The 19,510-nt window shown below is 60.6% G+C and carries 19 protein-coding genes and 1 riboswitch; of the genes, 16 read left to right on the forward strand and 3 right to left on the reverse strand.

Annotated features, from left to right (window positions below):
- Positions 1–106 precede the first annotated feature (106 nt).
- Complete coding sequence (locus ALO80_RS20835; RefSeq protein WP_054986071.1) at positions 107–1,141, reverse strand: type IV pilus twitching motility protein PilT; 1,035 nt, start codon at positions 1,139–1,141, stop codon at positions 107–109.
- 55 nt (positions 1,142–1,196) lie between these two features.
- Between ALO80_RS20835 and ALO80_RS20840 the strand changes: the two genes are divergently transcribed.
- The 8 genes from ALO80_RS20840 (at position 1,197) to ALO80_RS20875 (ending at position 7,584) form a co-directional block, all read left to right on the forward strand.
- Positions 1,197–1,883 carry a YggS family pyridoxal phosphate-dependent enzyme gene (locus tag ALO80_RS20840; RefSeq protein ID WP_055010361.1) on the forward strand — a complete coding sequence of 229 codons (687 nt, stop codon included), beginning with the start codon at positions 1,197–1,199 and terminating at the stop codon, positions 1,881–1,883.
- 22 nt (positions 1,884–1,905) lie between these two features.
- Positions 1,906–2,724, forward strand: coding sequence for a pyrroline-5-carboxylate reductase (gene proC, locus ALO80_RS20845; protein ID WP_055004873.1), 819 nt, complete (start codon positions 1,906–1,908; stop codon positions 2,722–2,724).
- 25 nt (positions 2,725–2,749) lie between these two features.
- On the forward strand, positions 2,750–3,340 hold the full coding sequence (locus ALO80_RS20850) for a YggT family protein (protein WP_054986068.1): 591 nt from the start codon (positions 2,750–2,752) through the stop codon (positions 3,338–3,340).
- Positions 3,341–3,645: 305 nt separating this feature from the next.
- On the forward strand, positions 3,646–4,785 hold the full coding sequence (gene metX / locus ALO80_RS20855) for a homoserine O-succinyltransferase MetX (RefSeq protein ID WP_054986067.1): 1,140 nt from the start codon (positions 3,646–3,648) through the stop codon (positions 4,783–4,785).
- A gap of 7 nt (positions 4,786–4,792) precedes the next feature.
- Positions 4,793–5,413, forward strand: coding sequence for a methionine biosynthesis protein MetW (metW, locus tag ALO80_RS20860; RefSeq protein ID WP_003414343.1), 621 nt, complete (start codon positions 4,793–4,795; stop codon positions 5,411–5,413).
- Positions 5,414–5,446: 33 nt separating this feature from the next.
- Entirely contained in the window at positions 5,447–6,040 is a 594-nt protein-coding gene (gene rdgB, locus ALO80_RS20865) for an RdgB/HAM1 family non-canonical purine NTP pyrophosphatase (protein WP_055010362.1), read from the forward strand.
- On the forward strand, positions 6,037–7,251 hold the full coding sequence (gene hemW / locus ALO80_RS20870) for a radical SAM family heme chaperone HemW (RefSeq protein WP_055010363.1): 1,215 nt from the start codon (positions 6,037–6,039) through the stop codon (positions 7,249–7,251). The genes rdgB and hemW overlap by 4 nt, the downstream gene beginning before the upstream one ends.
- Before the next feature lie 9 nt (positions 7,252–7,260).
- Complete coding sequence (locus ALO80_RS20875; RefSeq protein WP_002551720.1) at positions 7,261–7,584, forward strand: DUF3392 domain-containing protein; 324 nt, start codon at positions 7,261–7,263, stop codon at positions 7,582–7,584.
- Between the two features lie 87 nt (positions 7,585–7,671).
- Here ALO80_RS20875 and ilvD read toward each other — a convergent pair whose 3' ends face one another.
- Positions 7,672–9,519, reverse strand: a complete 1,848-nt coding sequence (gene ilvD, locus ALO80_RS20880; protein WP_055004876.1) for a dihydroxy-acid dehydratase — start codon at positions 9,517–9,519, stop codon at positions 7,672–7,674.
- Between the two features lie 337 nt (positions 9,520–9,856).
- Between ilvD and alaC the strand changes: the two genes are divergently transcribed.
- The 7 genes from alaC to otnI all read left to right on the forward strand — a co-directional run bounded on the left by alaC (position 9,857) and on the right by otnI (position 17,196).
- On the forward strand, positions 9,857–11,065 hold the full coding sequence (gene alaC / locus ALO80_RS20885; protein ID WP_054988377.1) for an alanine transaminase: 1,209 nt from the start codon (positions 9,857–9,859) through the stop codon (positions 11,063–11,065).
- Positions 11,066–11,254: 189 nt separating this feature from the next.
- Positions 11,255–11,710, forward strand: a complete 456-nt coding sequence (locus tag ALO80_RS20890) for a YkgJ family cysteine cluster protein (protein WP_003422458.1) — start codon at positions 11,255–11,257, stop codon at positions 11,708–11,710.
- 226 nt (positions 11,711–11,936) lie between these two features.
- Positions 11,937–12,842, forward strand: a complete 906-nt coding sequence (gene ltnD / locus ALO80_RS20895) for an L-threonate dehydrogenase (protein WP_055010364.1) — start codon at positions 11,937–11,939, stop codon at positions 12,840–12,842.
- 10 nt (positions 12,843–12,852) lie between these two features.
- Entirely contained in the window at positions 12,853–14,142 is a 1,290-nt protein-coding gene (gene otnK / locus ALO80_RS20900; protein WP_055010365.1) for a 3-oxo-tetronate kinase, read from the forward strand.
- Positions 14,142–14,780, forward strand: a complete 639-nt coding sequence (gene otnC, locus ALO80_RS20905) for a 3-oxo-tetronate 4-phosphate decarboxylase (RefSeq protein ID WP_054988381.1) — start codon at positions 14,142–14,144, stop codon at positions 14,778–14,780. The genes otnK and otnC overlap by 1 nt, the downstream gene beginning before the upstream one ends.
- 135 nt (positions 14,781–14,915) lie before the next feature.
- Positions 14,916–16,373: a GntT/GntP/DsdX family permease gene (locus tag ALO80_RS20910; protein WP_055010366.1), complete on the forward strand. Its 1,458-nt coding sequence runs from the start codon at positions 14,916–14,918 to the stop codon at positions 16,371–16,373.
- A gap of 37 nt (positions 16,374–16,410) precedes the next feature.
- Positions 16,411–17,196 carry a 2-oxo-tetronate isomerase gene (gene otnI / locus ALO80_RS20915; RefSeq protein ID WP_055010367.1) on the forward strand — a complete coding sequence of 262 codons (786 nt, stop codon included), beginning with the start codon at positions 16,411–16,413 and terminating at the stop codon, positions 17,194–17,196.
- 114 nt (positions 17,197–17,310) lie between these two features.
- Here the strand turns inward: otnI and ALO80_RS20920 are convergent, their stop codons facing one another.
- Complete coding sequence (locus ALO80_RS20920) at positions 17,311–17,706, reverse strand: acyl-CoA thioesterase (RefSeq protein ID WP_055010368.1); 396 nt, start codon at positions 17,704–17,706, stop codon at positions 17,311–17,313.
- Between the two features lie 220 nt (positions 17,707–17,926).
- Positions 17,927–18,036: riboswitch (S-adenosyl-L-homocysteine riboswitch) on the forward strand.
- A 23-nt stretch (positions 18,037–18,059) separates the two neighbouring features.
- On the opposite strand from ALO80_RS20920, the gene ahcY reads away from it, so the two are divergent.
- Entirely contained in the window at positions 18,060–19,469 is a 1,410-nt protein-coding gene (ahcY, locus tag ALO80_RS20930; RefSeq protein WP_054988386.1) for an adenosylhomocysteinase, read from the forward strand.
- The last annotated feature ends 41 nt before the right edge of the window (positions 19,470–19,510 follow it).

Genomic DNA, 19,510 nt, shown 5'->3' on the forward strand with positions numbered 1-19,510 from the left:
CCGGATCCGCACCTGAACCTGCCTTTGAAAACAGTATGAAAAAGGGGGCCTGAATTCGTTCAAGGCCCCCTTTTCATTCCTGCCACGGCTGCGGATCAGGGCCGCGTCAGAAATTGTCCGGCACCTTGGCCCGTTCCCTGGCGCTTTCGCGGGTGATCAGGCCCTTCTTCACCAGATCCGCCAGACACATGTCCAGCGTCTGCATGCCCACCGAACCACCGGTCTGGATCGATGAATACATCTGCGCCACCTTGTCCTCGCGAATCAGGTTACGGATCGCCGGAGTCCCCATCATGATTTCATGCGCTGCTACCCGTCCGCCGCCAACCTTCTTGAGCAGCGCCTGCGAGACGACTGCGTGCAGCGATTCGGAGAGCATCGAGCGAATCATCGATTTTTCCTGAGCCGGAAATACATCCACGATCCGGTCGATGGTCTTGGCCGCCGATGTGGTGTGCAGCGTGCCGAACACCAGGTGGCCGGTTTCCGCGGCGGTCAGCGCCAGGCGGATGGTCTCCAGGTCGCGCATTTCACCGACCAGAATCACATCCGGATCTTCGCGCAAGGCCGAACGCAGCGCCTCCGAGAAGCCCAGCGTATCGCGGTGAACCTCACGCTGGTTGACCAGGCACTTCTTCGACTCGTGGACGAATTCGATCGGGTCCTCAATGGTCAGGATGTGGTGGTGCTTATTGCAGTTGAGGTAGTCGATCATTGCCGCCAGGGTCGTCGACTTGCCTGATCCGGTCGGCCCGGTGACCAGAATCAGGCCACGCGCCACGTCGGTAATCTTGCGAAACACACTGCCCATCCCCAGGTCTTCCATGCTCAGGATTTTCGAGGGGATGGTCCGGAATACCGCGCCTGAACCGCGATTCTGGTTGAATGCGTTGACCCGAAAGCGCGCAACGCCCGGCACTTCAAACGAAAAGTCGGTCTCCAGGCGCTCTTCGAAATCCTGGCGCTGCTTGTCGTTCATGATGTCGTAGATCAGCGCCTTGACCTCCTTGGCGTCCAGCGGGGGCAGGTTGATACGCCGCACATCGCCGTCAACGCGGATCATCGGTGGCAGACCTGCAGAGAGGTGCAAGTCCGACGCGCCCTGTTTGGCACTGAAGGCCAGCAGCTCGGTAATATCCATACAGCTCCTCAATCACATAGAATGCCGCAGACTTTAGCCCTGCTGGCGCAAATCAATGTCCACGATAGCAGCGAACATTTCAACGCTCGAACAGCGAATTCGCGACGCAGCACTCGCTGCCCATCGCGAACCGGCGTCCGTCGGCCTGCTGGCGGTGAGTAAAACCAAGCCCGCCAGTGACCTGCGTGAAGCTTACACCGCAGGCTTGCGCGATTTTGGCGAAAATTATTTACAGGAAGCGCTGGGCAAACAGCTCGAACTGAGCGACCTGCCCTTGTGCTGGCACTTCATCGGCCCCATTCAGTCGAACAAGACGCGCGCTATCGCCGAAAACTTCGCCTGGGTACATTCCGTGGACCGCCTGAAAATAGCTCAACGCCTGTCCGAGCAACGCCCCGAGGCGCTTGAGCCACTGAATATCTGCATTCAGGTGAACGTCAGTGGCGAAGCCAGCAAGTCAGGCTGCGCACCCCAGGACCTGCCTGCACTTGCCGCCGCCATCATCGCCCTGCCGCGACTGAAGCTGCGTGGCCTGATGGCCATCCCCGAGCCCACAGACGATCCTGCGGCGCAGGACGCCTCGTTCGCTGCGGTGCGTACGTTGCAGGAGCAGCTGAATCTACCGCTCGACACCCTTTCAATGGGCATGAGCCACGACCTGGAAGCTGCCATTGCACAAGGCGCGACCTGGGTGCGTATCGGCACTGCTCTCTTCGGCGCCCGCGACTATGGCCAGCCCTAACCTTCCTCACAAGGACCCCTTCATGAGCAAGACTCGTATTGCCTTCGTCGGTGCCGGAAACATGGCCGCCAGCCTGATCGGCGGCCTGCGCGCCCAAGGCGTGGACGCAACATTGATCTGTGCCAGCGCGCCGGGCGCCGAAACCCGCGAACGCATCGCAAACGATCATGGCATCCAGGTATTTGCCGATAACATCGATGCGATCAAGGGCGCGGACGTCGTGGTGCTGGCGGTCAAGCCGCAGATGATGAAAAACGTCTGCCAGGCCTTGAAGTCCGGGCTCGAGCCTCACCAGCTGATTGTTTCGGTTGCGGCCGGTATCACCTGCGCCAGCCTGACTCAATGGCTTGGCGATCAGCCGGTCGTGCGCTGCATGCCCAATACGCCCTCATTGCTGCGTCAAGGTGCCAGTGGGCTGTACGCGACCGACAAGGTCACGGCCGAACAGCGCGAGCAGGCCGAGCATCTCTTGTCGGCAGTCGGGGTGGCTGTATGGGTCGAGCAGGAGAAACACATGGACGCCGTGACTGCAGTGTCCGGCAGTGGTCCTGCGTATTTCTTCTTGATGATGGAAGCGATGACGGCGGCAGGCGTGAAACTGGGCCTGCCGGAAGACATCGCCAAAAAGCTTACCCTGCAAACCGCACTGGGCTCAGCCTTGATCGCGACCGGCAGTGATGTGGATGCGGGCGAACTGCGTCGTCGCGTTGCCTCACCGGGCGGGACGACCGAGGCGGCAATCAGGGCGTTTCAGGCGGGCGGCTTCGAAGCACTGGTGGAAACGGCACTGAGCGCCGCAGACCATCGTGCAGCCGAACTGGCTGAGCAACTGGGCAAATAATTTTTGGGTTTTCTGGAGCAGATCGATGATCGGATTGAACACCGCTGCAATTTACGTCCTGCAGACGCTCGGCAGTCTTTACCTGCTGATCGTGCTGTTGCGCTTTGTGCTGCAACTGGTGCGGGCCAACTTCTACAACCCGCTGTGCCAGTTCATCGTGCGCGCCACCCAGCCGCTGCTCAAGCCGCTGCGACGCATCATTCCCAGTCTGTTCGGTCTGGACATGTCGTCGCTGGTGCTGGCGATCATCGTGCAGATGATCCTGATGGCCCTGACCCTGCTGCTGATGTTCGGCACTACGGGCGACCCGCTGCACCTCCTGCTCTGGTCGATCATCGGCGTAACGGCACTGTTCCTGAAGATATTCTTCTTTGCCCTGATCATCAGCGTGATTCTGTCGTGGGTAGCACCGGGCAGCAGCAATCCCGGCGCAGAACTGGTCAACCAGATCTGCGAACCGGCACTGGCCCCTTTCCGCAGGATCGTGCCGAACCTGGGTGGGCTGGACATCTCGCCGATCCTCGCATTTCTGGTACTCAAGCTGCTGGACATGCTGGTCATCAACAATCTCGCCGCCATGAGCGCCATGCCGGATGTACTGCGGTTGCTGATGTAAGCATTCCTGCGCCCACCGGAGCGTGAGGAACGATCACCCTGTAACTATCGTGCCCATGCTCCGCGTGGGCATGCATTTCTGGCCACTCTGCGTCCGATCCTGGTCGTGCAGAGCGGCGCAGATCTGTGACGCGGAGCGTCACCCAAAGCATTCCCACGCTGGAGCGTGAGGAACGATAGGCGTCCGCAAGAACACCGATAGTTCTGTCACTATCGGGCCGTTGATTTACGCCTCACAACATCCCTTATTGCCGCTGCACCCCGCGATCTTTAGACTTACGCCTCATTCACGCGAGAGCAGGGTCGATGCCCACGGTATTCCCCCACGATTCTGTCGGACTGGTCACACCGCAAACGGCGCATTTCAGCGAGCCTCTGGCGCTGGCATGCGGTCGTTCGTTGCCAGCCTATGACCTGATTTACGAAACCTACGGTCAACTCAACGCCGCACGCAGCAACGCTGTGCTGATCTGCCACGCGCTGTCCGGACATCACCATGCCGCAGGCTTTCACAGCGCCGATGACCGCAAACCCGGCTGGTGGGACAGTTGCATCGGCCCTGGCAAGCCGATTGACACCAACAGGTTCTTCGTCGTCAGCCTCAACAATCTGGGCGGCTGCAACGGCTCGACCGGCCCGAGCAGCATTGATCCGGACACCGGCAAGCCATTTGGTGCCAATTTCCCGGTCGTAACCGTCGAAGACTGGGTCAACAGTCAGGCGCGGCTGGCCGATCTGCTGGGTATCGATACGTGGGCCGCAGTGATTGGCGGCAGCCTGGGTGGCATGCAGGCACTGCAATGGACCATCAGCTATCCGGACCGTGTGCGCCATTGTCTGGCAATCGCCTCTGCGCCCAAGCTGTCGGCACAGAACATTGCGTTCAATGAAGTCGCCCGCCAGGCGATCCTCACCGATCCGGAATTCCACGGCGGTTCGTTCCAGGAACGCGGCGTGATCCCCAAACGCGGCCTGATGCTGGCGCGCATGGTCGGGCACATCACGTACCTGTCGGATGACTCGATGGGCGAAAAATTCGGCCGTGGCCTGAAGAGCGAAAAACTCAATTACGATTTCCACAGCGTAGAGTTTCAGGTGGAAAGTTATCTGCGCTATCAGGGTGAAGAGTTTTCCGGCCGTTTCGACGCCAATACCTACCTGCTGATGACAAAAGCGCTGGACTACTTCGACCCCGCCGCCAACTTCAACGATGATCTGGCCAAGACGTTTGCCAACGCCACCGCCCGATTCTGCGTGATGTCGTTCACCACCGACTGGCGCTTCTCGCCGGCGCGCTCGCGCGAACTGGTGGACGCACTGATGGCGGCGCGCAAGGACGTCTGCTACCTGGAAATCGACGCACCTCAAGGCCATGACGCCTTCCTGATCCCGATTCCGCGCTACCTGCAGGCTTTCGGTAATTACATGAACCGAATTTCGTTGTGAGGACGTCATGAGAGCCGATCTGGAAATCATCCAGGAATGGATCCCCGCAGGCAGCCGCGTGCTCGACCTGGGTTGTGGCGACGGCGAATTGCTGACCTGGCTGCGCGATCACAAGCAAGTCACCGGCTACGGTCTGGAAAACGACGCGGCCAATATTGCCGAGTGTGTCGCCAAGGGCATCAACGTCATCGAACAGGACCTCGACAAGGGGCTGGGCAACTTTGCCAGCAACAGCTTCGATGTCGTGGTCATGACCCAGGCCCTGCAAGCGGTGCACTACCCGGACCGGATTCTCGACGAGATGCTGCGCGTCGGCCGCCAATGCATCATCACCTTCCCGAACTTCGGCCATTGGCGCTGCCGCTGGTATCTGGCGAGCAAGGGGCGCATGCCGGTCTCCGAGTTCCTGCCGTACACCTGGTACAACACACCGAACATTCACTTCTGCACCTTTGGCGACTTTGAAGAACTGTGCCGTGAGCGGGACGCCCAGGTGCTCGACAGGCTGGCGGTCGATCAACAGCACCGTCACGGCTGGGCCAGCAAGCTCTGGCCCAATCTGCTGGGCGAGATAGGCATTTATCGCGTCACCAGTCCAGGGCTGACGGACCACAAGATTGCCGTTTAACCGAACGTTTTCAGGCACCATGACAGGCCAACCATGAACCTTGCACAACTCGTACTGGCCAGCCACAACGGCGGCAAACTCAAAGAACTCCAGGCCATGCTCGGCGGCAGCGTGACGTTGCGCTCGGTCAGCGAGTTCAGCCTGGTAGAGCCGGAAGAAACCGGCCTGTCGTTCGTCGAGAACGCGATCCTCAAGGCACGCAACGCCGCACGCCTTTCGGGTCTGCCTGCGCTGGCCGACGACTCAGGACTGGCGGTGAACTACCTCGGCGGTGCGCCGGGCATCTATTCCGCACGCTACGCCGACGGCCAGGGCGATGCTGCCAACAATGCCAAGCTGCTGGAGGCGCTGAAAGATGTGCCGGACGAGCAGCGTGGCGCACAGTTCGTCTGCGTACTGGCGCTGGTGCGTCACGCCGACGATCCGCTGCCTATTCTCTGTGAAGGCCTCTGGCACGGACGTATCCTGCATGCAGCCAGCGGCGGACACGGTTTCGGCTACGATCCGCTGTTCTGGGTGCCGGAGCGTAACTGCTCCAGTGCCGAACTGGGTCCGGACGAGAAAAACCAGCTCAGCCATCGCGCCCGCGCCATGGTTCTGTTGCGGCAACGCCTGGGCCTGCAATGACCCATGATTCGCCTGCGCAGCCGCTGTTTCCCGGCGCGAACGGTTTCTCGTCGCAGGGCCCGCGCCCTGCATTGCCGCACCTGCCGCCGCTGTCGCTGTACATCCACATTCCGTGGTGCGTGCGCAAATGCCCGTACTGCGATTTCAATTCGCACACCGCAAGCCCCGTATTGCCGGAACAGGAATACGTCGACGCCCTGCTCGCCGATCTGGACCTTGACCTGCCGCACGTCTACGGCCGCGAGCTGCAATCGATCTTCTTTGGCGGCGGCACGCCGAGCCTGTTCAGCGCCGACGCTTTGGGCCGCCTGCTCCAAGGTGTGGAACAACGCATTCGCTTCGCCAGCGATATCGAGATCACGCTGGAAGCCAACCCCGGCACTTTCGAGCAAGCCAAGTTCAGCGCCTATCGCAGTCTGGGGATCAATCGGCTGTCCATCGGCATTCAGAGCTTTCAGGAGTCCAAACTCAAGGCACTGGGGCGGATTCACAACGGTGACGAAGCGATTCGCGCCGCAGACATGGCGCGCCAGGCCGGTTTCGACAACTTCAACCTGGACCTGATGCACGGTCTGCCGGACCAATCACAGGATGAGGCGCTGGATGATCTGCGTCAGGCCATTGCCCTCGCACCGACTCATCTGTCCTGGTATCAACTGACCCTGGAACCCAATACGGTGTTCTGGAATCAGCCACCGGTGCTGCCGGAAGACGACATTCTCTGGGACATTCAGGAAACCGGACAGCAGTTGCTGGCCACTCATGGCTACGCGCAATACGAAGTGTCGGCTTATGCGCAGCCCGGGAAACCGGCGCGGCATAACCTCAATTATTGGGCGTTCGGTGATTTTATCGGCATTGGCGCGGGCGCACACGGCAAGTTGAGCCATCCGGACGGGCGCATCATCCGTACCTGGAAGACCCGGCTGCCCAAGGATTACCTGAACCCGGACAAGCCTTTTCAGGCCGGCGCAAAGCTGTTGCCGCTGGACGAATTACCGTTTGAGTTCCTGATGAACGCACTGCGACTGACAAATGGTGTGGAGGCTGCGTTATTTCGCGAAAGAACGGGTCTAAGCCTCGATTCGCTCGCCGAGGCACGCCGTCAGGCCGAACAAAAGGGTCTGCTGCATAGGGATCCGAGCCGTCTGATCGCCACGCCACAAGGCCAGTTGTTCCTCAATGACCTGCTGCAATACTTTCTGATCTAAGGACCCTGCATGGATTTCGTACTCGATCTGCTCGCCACCGTTTCGCGCTGGAGTCGCAGCAATCTTTCGGAAATCGCGCTCGCGCTGGTGGGCTGTTTGCTGGTGCTGTTCGGCTCGGACATAAAAGGCTGGCTGGAACAGCGCATCAGCGGCATTACAGGTGCCCTGCGCATCCCGCTCATTGCTCTGCTGTGCGCGGTCGGCAGCGGCGCGGCATTGATCTACGCCACACCGTGGGTCGTGCGCGGCCTCAGCCAGTTCAACAACTACAGCCTGGCACCGGTGCTGTTGGTGGTGCTGGTGTTGATCGGGGTGATTGCGGACCGCAAGTAAGCGCTCCCTTTCGGTCGCCTGCGTTAAATCAGCGGCCAACAAAAAGCCCGGCATCTCTGCCGGGCTTTTTGGTTTTTACGGTGCGGATCAAGGCACAAGCTTGTCCAGCAGAGCCTTGTCGCGCACAGCACCCTTGTCGGCACTGGTTGCCAGCAGAGCGTAGGCCTTGAGCGCGGTGGTCACTTTGCGTGGACGCGACTCGACCGGCTTCCAGCCTTTCTTGTCCTGTTCGGCACGACGCTCGGCCATTTCCGCATCGTCGATCAGCAGGTTGATCGAGCGATTCGGGATGTCGATCAGCACTTTGTCGCCATCGCGGACCAGACCAATCGCACCACCCGCCGCTGCTTCCGGCGAGGCGTGGCCGATGGACAGCCCGGATGTACCGCCAGAAAAGCGACCGTCGGTGAGCAGTGCGCAATCCTTGCCCAGCCCTTTGGACTTCAGGTACGAGGTCGGGTAGAGCATTTCCTGCATGCCCGGACCCCCTTTGGGGCCTTCGTAACGGATGATCACGATGTCGCCCGCCTTCACCTCGTCAGCCAGAATCCCGCGCACGGCGCTGTCCTGGCTTTCGAAGATCTTGGCGTTGCCTTCGAAGACGTGGATCGACTCGTCGACACCGGCGGTTTTCACCACGCATCCATCGAGCGCGATGTTGCCGTACAACACCGCCAGGCCACCTTCTTGCGAATAGGCGTGCTGAACGCTGCGGATGCAGCCGTTTTCGCGGTCGTCATCCAGGCTGTCCCAGCGGGTCGACTGGCTGAACGCAGTTTGCGTCGGGATGCCCGCCGGGCCTGCCTTGAAGAAGGTGTGCACGGCTTCGTCGTCAGTCTGGGTGATGTCCCATTTGGCAATGCCTTCGGCCAGCGTCCTGCTGTGTACCGTCGGCAGGTCGGTGTGCAGCAGACCACCACGGGCCAGCTCGCCGAGGATGCTGAAAATCCCGCCGGCACGGTGCACGTCTTCCATGTGGTACTTCTGGATGTTCGGCGCGACCTTGCACAACTGCGGCACCTTGCGCGACAGACGGTCGATGTGGCGCAGGTCGAAATCGATCTCGGCTTCCTGAGCCGCTGCCAGCAAGTGCAGGATGGTGTTGGTCGAACCGCCCATGGCGATATCCAGCGTCATGGCGTTTTCGAACGCCTTGAAGTTGGCGATGTTGCGCGGCAACACCGAGTCATCGTTTTCCTTGTAGTACTGGCGGCACAGATCAACGATGGTCCGGCCAGCCTGCAGGAACAGTTGCTCGCGGTCGCTGTGGGTGGCGAGCGCAGAACCGTTGCCCGGCAACGCCAGGCCCAGCGCTTCGGTCAGGCAATTCATCGAGTTGGCAGTGAACATGCCGGAACACGAACCACAGGTCGGGCAGGCGCTGCGCTCGTACTCCGCGACTTTTTCGTCGCTGGCAGTCGAATCGGCAGCGATGACCATCGCGTCGACCAGATCCAGGCCGTGACTGGCCAGTTTGGTCTTGCCTGCTTCCATCGGCCCGCCAGAGACGAAGATCACCGGAATGTTCAGGCGCAACGACGCCATCAGCATGCCGGGGGTGATCTTGTCGCAGTTGGAAATACACACGATGGCGTCGGCGCAATGCGCGTTGACCATGTATTCGACGGAGTCGGCGATGATCTCGCGGCTTGGCAGCGAATACAGCATGCCGTCGTGGCCCATGGCGATGCCGTCATCGACCGCAATGGTGTTGAATTCCTTGGCCACGCCACCGGCGCGTTCGACTTCACGAGCGACCAGCTGGCCCATGTCCTTGAGGTGGACATGGCCGGGTACGAACTGGGTGAAGGAGTTGGCGATGGCGATGATCGGTTTCTTGAAATCTTCATCCTTCATGCCCGTGGCGCGCCAAAGGGCACGGGCGCCGGCCATGTTGCGGCCGTGGGTGGAGGTTTTCGAGCGGTAATCAGGCATTGGAGCACTCCGGCAAAAATAAGGCTGATCAGGAAGGGAGTGAGCTTCTATTGACGTCGCAGGCGAGCGGCAGTGACCGCAGGCAGCGAAGAAACCGAACACCACGGGATCACCGTGTACTCGGCCTGAGCTCATAAACCCGCCGGGGGATGACTGGCGATGAATAGCGCCGATTCTACACCGCCGGGTCGTTTGGTGGGGTCCGAATATCGCTATCGGTGCTGCGCCGCAAATCCCGATGGACAAAATGCTATCAGGCCATTTATCTTCTCGGCAGGCCGCCTCATGTGGCCACGTCGCTCGGACGGTTCCGGGCGCTTACGTACGCGAGATACTCATGGCAGACCAAGGTTCGCCGCGCCGCTTTGCGCGCATCGATCGACTCCCCCCTTATGTATTCAACATCACCGCCGAGCTGAAAATGGCTGCGCGCCGCCGTGGTGAGGACATTATCGACCTGAGCATGGGCAACCCCGACGGGGCCACACCGCCGCACATCGTCGAAAAACTGGTGACCGTGGCCCAGCGCGAAGACACTCACGGTTACTCCACCTCACGCGGTATTCCACGCCTGCGCCGGGCTATTTCCAACTGGTATAAGAAGCGCTACGAGGTCGATATCGACCCCGAAAGCGAAGCCATCGTCACCATCGGCTCCAAGGAAGGCCTGGCGCACCTGATGCTCGCCACGCTGGATCAGGGCGACACGGTGCTGGTGCCCAACCCCAGTTATCCGATCCACATCTACGGTGCCGTGATTGCCGGCGCCCAGGTAAGGTCGGTGCCGCTGGTGCCCGGTGTGGACTTCTTCGCCGAACTGGAGAAGGCCATTCGCGGCTCGATTCCCAAGCCGAAGATGATGATCCTGGGCTTCCCGTCCAACCCGACCGCGCAGTGCGTAGAGCTGGATTTCTTCGAGCGCGTTGTCGCGCTGGCCAAACAGTATGACGTGCTGGTGGTCCACGATCTGGCCTACGCCGACATCGTCTACGACGGCTGGAAAGCCCCGTCGATCATGCAGGTGCCTGGTGCCAAGGACATTGCCGTCGAGTTCTTTACGCTGTCCAAGAGCTACAACATGGCTGGCTGGCGAATCGGCTTCATGGTTGGTAATCCCGAGCTGGTGAGCGCGCTGGCGCGGATCAAGAGTTACCACGACTACGGCACCTTCACACCGCTGCAGGTGGCGGCCATTGCGGCACTGGAAGGTGATCAGCAGTGTGTGCTCGACATCGCCGAGCAGTATCGTCAGCGCCGTAACGTACTGGTCAAAGGTCTGCACGAACTGGGCTGGATGGTCGAAAACCCGAAAGCCTCCATGTACGTCTGGGCAAAGATTCCCGAGGCCTACGCGCACCTGGGCTCGCTTGAGTTCGCCAAGAAGCTGCTGGCCGAAGCCAAGGTCTGCGTCTCGCCGGGCATCGGTTTCGGTGAGTATGGCGACGATCACGTGCGCTTCGCCCTGATCGAGAATCAGGACCGTATCCGCCAGGCCGTACGCGGGATCCGCAGCATGTTCAGGGCCGACGACAAACTCAAGTCCTGAGTTCGCCCCAGCAACACAATGCGTGCAAGGCCATGCCTGCTGACTGAATACGGTCGGCAGGCATGGACCTTGCGAGCGTTTCCCCGCGCCCCACCTGACCGACAGTCGCCTCGACAATTTTTCCTTACTGCAAATGGCCGCGGACCGGTATGATCGCGCGCCCCGATACACCCGGAATTCTGAAATAAAATGAAACCCACCTTGATCGCCGCCGCAGAACTCGATCGCATCGACACCTGGGCCAAATACTCCAGCCACATGTGCGGGGGCTGCGTGTCCAGTTGCTGCACGCTGCCGGTAGAAGTGAAGATCAAGGACCTGATCCGCATCGGTATTGTCGATGAGTTCGAACGCGGCGACCCGGCCAAGAACATCGCCAAGCGTTTGCAGAAGGAAGGCATCGTCGAGCGTTACAACCAGAAGTCGGAAATCTTCACGTTGCAGCGCATGAGTAACAACGACTGCCTGTATCTGGACCGTAAAAGCCGCTTGTGCACCATCTATGACAAACGCCCGGACACCTGCCGCAACCACCCGAAAATCGGGCCGCGCCCAGGTTACTGCGCGTACAAGCCCAAAGAAGTCGTGCGTCAGGAAAGCGGTTCGCTGAGGAACGCCACCAGCGCGCCAGTGCCGAAATTCTGACCCGTGAAGGGCGGCCGCCAGCGCCGACTGCCAACGCACCTCAATCAAGCCCCGGTCAGGGGCTTTTTTGTGCGCGATGGAAAAAGCCTATCGATGTTAATTTTTGTGAAAAATAAAAATACTTCACATTATTTACTCATTGATTCACTATCCGATTCACAGATCAGAACAATAACGCTCGAATGCCAGCTTCACAGGCATCGGCACTGACGTTGAGGATTACTGCATGACCGGCAAAAATGTTGGCGTTATCGGCTTGGGTGCAATGGGTCTGGGCATTGCCCGCTCGCTGCTGCGCAGCGGCTTCAAGGTGCACGCCTGCGATGTGCGCACCAGCGTGACCGAAGCATTCGCTCAGGAAGGTGGCGTTGCCTGTGATTCTCCGGCCAGCATGGCCGCTGCCTGCGATGTGATCATCACTGTCGTGGTTAACGCCGAGCAGACCGAAACCGTCCTGTTTGGCGAAAACGGTGCCATTGCCGCGTTGCGCCCGGGCAGCCTGGTCATCGGTTGCGCCACCGTCGCGCCAACCTTTGCGGTCGAACTCGGCGAGCGCCTGGCGGCACAGAACCTGCTGTACCTCGACGCGCCGATCTCCGGTGGCGCAGCCAAGGCCGCTGCCGGTCAGATGACCATGATGACCTCCGGTCCGGCTGAGTCCTACGCCAAGGCAGAAGCCATTCTCGACGGCATGGCCGGCAAGGTGTATCGCCTAGGCGACGTCCACGGGCTGGGCTCGAAAGTCAAAATCATCAATCAGTTGCTCGCCGGCGTGCACATCGCGGCCAGCGCCGAAGCCATGGCGCTGGGTCTGCGCGAAGGCGTCGACGCTGACGCGTTGTATGAAGTGATCACCAATAGTGCCGGTAATTCGTGGATGTTCGAAAACCGCGTGCCACACATTCTCAATGCCGATTACACCCCGCTGTCGGCTGTGGATATCTTCGTCAAGGACCTTGGGCTGGTGCTGGATACCGCACGCAGCAGCAAATTCCCGCTGCCGCTGTCGGCCACTGCGCATCAAATGTTCATGCAGGCGTCCAGCGCCGGTTTCGGCCGCGAGGATGACTCGGCCGTGATCAAGATTTTCCCGGGCATCGAATTGCCGAAAGCCAAGTCAGAAAAAGCCTGAGGAGCGATTGATGAGCCTGAATAACGCTCGCCCGCTGCTGGGCTGCATTGCCGATGATTTTACCGGCGCGACCGACCTGGCCAATATGCTGGTGCGCGGCGGTATGCGCACTGTACAGAGCATAGGCATCCCCGGAGCCGAAATGGCAGCGGGTCTGGACGCGGACGCGATAGTCATCGCCCTGAAATCCCGCACTACGCCAAGCGCCGAGGCGGTGGCTGAATCCCTCGCGGCACTGGAGTGGCTGCGCGAGCGCGGTTGCGAGCAGATCTTCTTCAAATACTGCTCGACCTTCGACTCTACGGCGGCGGGCAACATCGGCCAGGTCAGCGAAGCACTGCTGCAACAACTGGGCAGTGACTTTACCCTCGCCTGCCCGGCCTTTCCGGAAAACGGCCGCACGATTTTCCGGGGTCACCTGTTCGTACAGGACCAGTTGCTCAGCGAGTCCGGCATGCAGAACCACCCGCTGACACCAATGACCGACGCCAATCTGGTGCGTGTACTGCAAGCGCAGACCACCGGCAAGGTTGGCCTGTTGCGCTACGACACAGTCGCCAGCGGCGTGGACAGCGTGCGCAGCAAGATAGCCGAACTGCGTGCCGAAGGCGTGAGCATGGCGATTGCCGACGCCCTGTCGGATGCGGATTTGTACACCCTGGGCGAAGCCTGTGCCGACCTGCCGCTGCTGACCGGTGGCTCGGGTCTGGCACTGGGCCTGCCGGGCAATTTCCGCAAAGCGGGCAAGCTGCGTGACATCGACGCTGCCAGACAGATCGCCATCGGTGGCGGTGAGGTGGTTCTGGCCGGCAGCGCATCGGTTGCCACCAACGGTCAGGTTGCGGCCTGGCTGGAAGCGGATCGACCTGCGCTGCGCATCAATCCGCTGGAGCTGGCCGCAGGCAAGCCGGTGGTCGAGCAGGCGCTGGCGTTTGCCCGAGATGCCGGGCAGGCCGTGTTGATCTACGCCACCAGCACCCCGGAAGAAGTCAAAGCCGTGCAGAAAGAACTGGGCGTTGAGCGCTCCGGCGCGATGGTCGAGGCCGCACTCGGCGAAATCGCCAAGGGGCTGCTGGACGCCGGCGTACGCCGCTTCGTGGTCGCCGGTGGCGAAACCTCCGGAGCCGTGGTTCAGGCGCTGGGCGTGCAATTGCTGCAGATCGGCGCACAGATCGATCCGGGTGTTCCGGCCACCGTCAGCAGCGGCGCGCAACCGCTGGCACTGGCACTCAAATCCGGCAATTTCGGCGCTCGCGACTTCTTCGCCAAGGCCCTCAAGCAATTGGCGGGGGCAGCCTGATGATCGATGAAAACGCCCTGCGTCAGGAAATCTGCGACGTCGGCCGGCTGCTGTATGGCCGCGGCTACACGGTGGGCAGCGCAGGCAACATCAGTGCACGGCTCGACGATGGCTGGCTGATCACCCCGACCGATGCCTGCCTGGGCCGTATGGACCCGACAGAGATTGCCAAGGTCAATCTTGCCGGTGAATGGGTATCGGGCAGCAAGCCCTCCAAGACCCTGGCCCTGCACCGCGAAGTCTATGACCGCAACCCACAGGTCGGCGGCGTGGTGCATACCCACTCGACCCATCTGGTTGCTCTGACGCTGGCAGGCGTGTGGCGTGAAGACGACATTCTGCCGCCACTGACGCCCTATCAGGTCATGAAGGTCGGGCACATCCCGCTGATCGGCTATCAGCGTCCAGGCTCGCCGAAAGTCGCCGAGCGCGTGGCCGAACTGGCCAACAGCGTGCGCGGCGTGATGCTCGAACGGCTTGGTCCGGTGGTCTGGGAGAGCTCGGTGGCCAAGGCTTGCTATGCCCTGGAGGAGCTGGAGGAAACCGCCCGGTTATGGCTGATGAGCAACCCCAAACCTGCGCCGCTGGACCCGGCGGCGCTTGAGGAACTGCGTCAGGTGTTCGGCGCGAAGTGGTAACGGACACACATTGATCGAGGGGCGCACTGCGCCTCTCGGCCGAAAAACAATAACAACAGGAATCGAGAGCATGACTCACCCCTATCCCGCTGTTTCGTTGTCAGTCTTTATCACCATTGACCGGAGTGCACGGGCATGACGCCGCTCATGTTGATGGTTGTGGCCGGTGCGGGCATCGCACTGCTGTTGTTTCTGGTGCTCAAGTATAAATTCCAGCCCTTTGTTGCCCTGATGCTGGTCAGCATCATCGTGGCGCTGGTCGCAGGTGTTAAACCGGCCGACCTGGTTGCCACCATTGAAGGCGGCATGGGCAAGACGCTCGGCCATATCGCGATCATCATCGCCCTGGGCGCGATGATCGGACGCATCATCGAGCTGTCGGGCGGCGCAGAAGCGCTGGCCCGGACCCTGATCAACCGCTTCGGCAACAAGCGCACGCCGCTGGCGCTGACCGTTGCAGGCTTCATGGTCGGCATCCCGGTGTTCTTCGAGGTCGGCGTGATCATCCTTATGCCCCTGGCGTATGGCGTGGCCCGTGCGGCGCGCAAGCCGTTGCTGATTTTCGCCCTGCCGATGTGCGCCGCACTGCTGGCAGTGCATGCGTTTCTGCCGCCTCACCCAGGCGCAGTCGCCGCGGCCAGTCAGCTGGGAGCGGATCTGGGCCGAGTGCTGATGCTGGGTATTCCGATCGTGGCGGTATTGTGCGCAATCGGTTACTTCGTGGCAGGCCGCATGACCCGCAAGACCTACCCGATGACGGATGACATCCGCGCCGAAGTCTATGGTCCGCACATCACCAATGAAGACCTGGAAGCCTGGGCACGCAATGATTACTCCGGCGTGCGCGAGGCCACCGAAACCAGAACAATGGGCGTCGAAGAGAGCGCCAGCAGCCTGGCGGGCAAACTGCCGCCAGCGCCTGCACCCGGCTTCGGGCTGATCATCGCCCTGATTCTGCTGCCGATCGTGCTGATTCTGCTGGGAACCCTGGCCACCACCCTGCTGCCAGCAACGTCAACGTTGCGTGCCGTGCTGACCGTTCTCGGTGCACCCTTGGTTGCGCTGTTGATCGATACCCTGCTCTGCGCCTGGCTGCTGGGTTCGCGTCGCGGCTGGAGCCGCACTCAGGTGTCGGACGTAATCGGCTCGGCATTGCCGGGTGTGGCGATGGTCATCCTGATTGCCGGTGCCGGTGGGGTATTCGGCAAGGTGCTGGTCGATACCGGTATCGGTGCAGTGGTGTCCGAGGCACTGCGCAACACCGGTCTGCCGGTGCTGGCGCTGGGCTTCCTGCTAACGCTGTTGCTGCGTGCGGTTCAGGGCTCGACCACCGTAGCGCTGGTGACCACTGCCGGTATTCTCAGCCCGTTGATCGCCACGCTGGACCTGAGCGCCAATCACCTGGCCCTGCTGTGCCTGGCAATGGGCGGCGGCGGTCTGGCCATGTCGCACATCAACGATGCCGGCTACTGGATGTTCACCAAGCTGGCGGGCCTCAACGTCGCCGACGGCTTGCGCACCTGGACCGTACTGGTCACGCTGCTCGGCACGCTGGGCTTCGTGATCACCCTGCTGCTTTGGCCATTCGTCTGACCCTTTGAAGACTGGCCCTTTGAAGACTGGAGTTAACATGCCTCGTTTTGCCGCCAACCTCAGCATGCTGTATCCGCAGCATGATTTTCTTGAGCGCTTCGCCGCAGCCGCTGCCGATGGTTTCGGCGCGGTCGAGTACCTGTTCCCTTATGCCTACAGCCCTCAGGAACTCAAACAGCGACTGAGCGATAACGGTCTGGTGCAGGCGCTGTTCAACGCCCCGCCGGGTGACTGGGATGCGTGCGAGCGAGGCATTGCCACGTTGCCGGGCCGTGAAGCGGAGTTTCGCAGCGGTATCGAGCAGGCACTGGAATATGCGCAGGTGCTGGGCAATGACCGCGTGCATGTCATGGCCGGTCTGCTGCCGAGCGAAAGCCTGCGTGAACGTCATCAGGCGGTCTATCTGGAAAACCTGGCGTTCGCGGCTGAGCGCGCCAGGTCTGCTGGCATCACGATCCTGATCGAGCCGATCAACACCCGTGACATGCCGGGCTTTTTCCTCAACCGCCAGGATCAGGCACAGGAAATCTGCAGGCTGGTGGGCGCTGACAACCTGAAGGTGCAGTTCGACTGCTACCACTGCCAGATCGTCGAGGGCGACCTGACCACCAAACTGCGCCGGGATTTTGCAGGCATTGGGCATATCCAGATCGCAGGCGTACCGGATCGTAATGAACCGGATCTGGGCGAACTGAACTACCAACACCTGTTCGACGTTATTGACGAACTGGGCTACACAGGCTGGGTTGGCTGCGAATATCGCCCGAAGGGTGATACCAGCGAAGGCCTGGCGTGGCTGCGCGAGTTACAAGCCAAGGGCTGAAGCCGCTTTTATGGATGACGCGGAGCGTCATGAAAGGCATTACCACGCGGAGCGTGAGGAACGATCATTCTGTAACTGTCGTGCCCATGCTCCGCGTGTTCAGCGATCTGAGCGTCAGTCCTCTACGTCGAACTGGTCCTTTATGTAGCGGATTTCAGTACGACCATGCGGCACGGGCTGGCCGTCTTCGTCGAGGTTGACGAAGACGATCTTCTCGACCGTCAGAATGCTTTTGCGGGTGATCTTGTTGCGCATCTGGCACTTGAGTGTGATCGAGGTGCGGCCGAATTCTGTAGCCGTGATGCCCAGTTCGATGATGTCGCCCTGACGCGACGCACTGACGAAATTGATTTCCGATATGTACTTGGTCACCACCCGCTGATTACCCAGCTGGACAATCGCGTAGATCGCAGCCTCTTCGTCGATCCAGCGCAGCAGGCTACCGCCGAACAACGTGCCGTTGGGGTTGAGGTCTTCGGGCTTTACCCACTTGCGGGTGTGGAAATTCATGGTCACTCCTGAGCGTCTGGCCGATATAGACCAGCATGATGGCAGAGCCAGCGGCCCGCGCCCATGCCTGCGTCATAACGACTATGCATCTGCCCGATTACAGGCCAATGGCAATTGTATGGCCCTTAAACCGACAGAAAGCCTTGGGAAGAATCGCGAGCGCCGCTATACTGCCAAACGTTTCAAAACGGTCATCTACGCTTGATACCGTTCCCGCCACCTGTCCGAGGGGCGCTGCAGCAGGTTTTCCCTGTCAGGCTCGGATGGGGCGTTGTTTGCCAGGACGATTCCGACCGGCAAACCTTAAACGCACAACGGCGCCCATTCGCATTTTTATGGAATGGAGACTCTCAATGAGTGCTGTAATCACGCCCGCAGAATTCAACGACTACAAGGTTGCCGATATTTCCCTTGCTGCCTGGGGTCGTCGCGAAACCATCATCGCCGAATCCGAAATGCCTGCCCTGATGGGCCTGCGCCGCAAGTACGCCGGTGAGCAGCCGCTCAAAGGCGCGAAAATTCTCGGCTGTATCCACATGACCATTCAGACCGCCGTGCTGATCGAAACCCTGGTTGCCTTGGGTGCCGAAGTTCGCTGGTCGTCGTGCAACATCTTCTCCACCCAGGACCAGGCTGCTGCGGCCATCGCCGCTGCGGGCATTCCTGTGTTCGCCTGGAAAGGCGAAACCGAAGAGGAATACGAGTGGTGCATCGAGCAGACCATCCTCAAGGATGGCCAGCCATGGGACGCCAATATGATCCTCGACGACGGTGGCGACCTGACCGAGATCATCCACAAGAAATACCCGGCGATGCTGGACAAGATCCATGGCGTCACCGAAGAGACCACCACGGGCGTGCACCGCCTGCTGGACATGCTGGCCAAGGGCGAGCTGAAAATCCCGGCCATCAACGTCAACGACTCGGTGACCAAAAGCAAGAACGACAACAAGTACGGCTGCCGTCACAGCCTGAACGACGCCATCAAACGCGGTACCGACCACTTGCTGTCCGGCAAGCAGGCGCTGGTGATCGGTTACGGTGACGTGGGCAAGGGCTCGGCCCAGTCCCTGCGTCAGGAAGGCATGATCGTCAAAGTGACCGAAGTCGACCCGATCTGCGCCATGCAGGCCTGCATGGACGGTTTCGAGCTGGTTTCCCCGTTCATTGACGGTGAAAACGACGGCACCGAAGCAAGCATCGACAAGGCACTGCTGGGCAAGATCGACCTGATCGTGACCACCACCGGCAACGTCAATGTCTGCGATGCGAACATGCTCAAAGCGCTGAAAAAACGCGCTGTGGTGTGCAACATCGGCCACTTCGACAACGAAATCGACACTGCTTTCATGCGCAAGAACTGGGCATGGGAAGAAGTGAAGCCACAGGTGCACAAGATCCACCGCACCGGTCCTGGCTCGTTCGACGCGCAGAACGACGACTACCTGATCCTGCTGGCCGAAGGCCGTCTGGTCAATCTGGGCAACGCCACTGGCCACCCGAGCCGCATCATGGATGGCTCGTTCGCCAACCAGGTTCTGGCGCAGATCTTCCTCTTCGAGCAGAAGTACGCCGACCTGGCGCCGGCCAGAAAAGCCGAGCGTCTGACCGTTGAAGTGCTGCCGAAAAAACTCGACGAAGAAGTGGCCCTGGAAATGGTCCGCGGTTTCGGCGGCGTGGTGACCAAGCTGACCAAGACCCAGGCCGACTACATCGGTGTGACCGTCGACGGTCCGTTCAAGCCGCACGCTTATCGCTATTGATTGATAGCTGTAAGCGGTAAGTTTCAAGCTGCAAGCAAGTG

The sequence above is a fragment of the Pseudomonas caricapapayae genome (assembly GCF_001400735.1).
In the GTDB taxonomy this organism is placed as follows: Bacteria; Pseudomonadota; Gammaproteobacteria; order Pseudomonadales; family Pseudomonadaceae; genus Aquipseudomonas; species Aquipseudomonas caricapapayae.

Excerpts from the sequence above, each read along its gene's own strand:
- ALO80_RS20920 (WP_055010368.1), bottom strand. The coding sequence starts at position 17,706 with ATGAATTTCCACACCCGCAAGTGGGTAAAGCCCGAAGACCTCAACCCC.
- ilvD (WP_055004876.1), bottom strand. The coding sequence starts at position 9,519 with ATGCCTGATTACCGCTCGAAAACCTCCACCCACGGCCGCAACATGGCC.
- hemW (WP_055010363.1), top strand. The coding sequence starts at position 6,037 with ATGACCCATGATTCGCCTGCGCAGCCGCTGTTTCCCGGCGCGAACGGT.
- metW (WP_003414343.1), top strand. The coding sequence starts at position 4,793 with ATGAGAGCCGATCTGGAAATCATCCAGGAATGGATCCCCGCAGGCAGC.
- metX (WP_054986067.1), top strand. The coding sequence starts at position 3,646 with ATGCCCACGGTATTCCCCCACGATTCTGTCGGACTGGTCACACCGCAA.
- alaC (WP_054988377.1), top strand. The coding sequence starts at position 9,857 with ATGGCAGACCAAGGTTCGCCGCGCCGCTTTGCGCGCATCGATCGACTC.
- ALO80_RS20840 (WP_055010361.1), top strand. The coding sequence starts at position 1,197 with ATGTCCACGATAGCAGCGAACATTTCAACGCTCGAACAGCGAATTCGC.
- rdgB (WP_055010362.1), top strand. The coding sequence starts at position 5,447 with ATGAACCTTGCACAACTCGTACTGGCCAGCCACAACGGCGGCAAACTC.
- ALO80_RS20910 (WP_055010366.1), top strand. The coding sequence starts at position 14,916 with ATGACGCCGCTCATGTTGATGGTTGTGGCCGGTGCGGGCATCGCACTG.
- ALO80_RS20850 (WP_054986068.1), top strand. The coding sequence starts at position 2,750 with ATGATCGGATTGAACACCGCTGCAATTTACGTCCTGCAGACGCTCGGC.
- otnI (WP_055010367.1), top strand. The coding sequence starts at position 16,411 with ATGCCTCGTTTTGCCGCCAACCTCAGCATGCTGTATCCGCAGCATGAT.
- proC (WP_055004873.1), top strand. The coding sequence starts at position 1,906 with ATGAGCAAGACTCGTATTGCCTTCGTCGGTGCCGGAAACATGGCCGCC.
- ltnD (WP_055010364.1), top strand. The coding sequence starts at position 11,937 with ATGACCGGCAAAAATGTTGGCGTTATCGGCTTGGGTGCAATGGGTCTG.
- ahcY (WP_054988386.1), top strand. The coding sequence starts at position 18,060 with ATGAGTGCTGTAATCACGCCCGCAGAATTCAACGACTACAAGGTTGCC.
- ALO80_RS20835 (WP_054986071.1), bottom strand. The coding sequence starts at position 1,141 with ATGGATATTACCGAGCTGCTGGCCTTCAGTGCCAAACAGGGCGCGTCG.
- ALO80_RS20875 (WP_002551720.1), top strand. The coding sequence starts at position 7,261 with ATGGATTTCGTACTCGATCTGCTCGCCACCGTTTCGCGCTGGAGTCGC.
- ALO80_RS20890 (WP_003422458.1), top strand. The coding sequence starts at position 11,255 with ATGAAACCCACCTTGATCGCCGCCGCAGAACTCGATCGCATCGACACC.
- otnC (WP_054988381.1), top strand. The coding sequence starts at position 14,142 with ATGATCGATGAAAACGCCCTGCGTCAGGAAATCTGCGACGTCGGCCGG.
- otnK (WP_055010365.1), top strand. The coding sequence starts at position 12,853 with ATGAGCCTGAATAACGCTCGCCCGCTGCTGGGCTGCATTGCCGATGAT.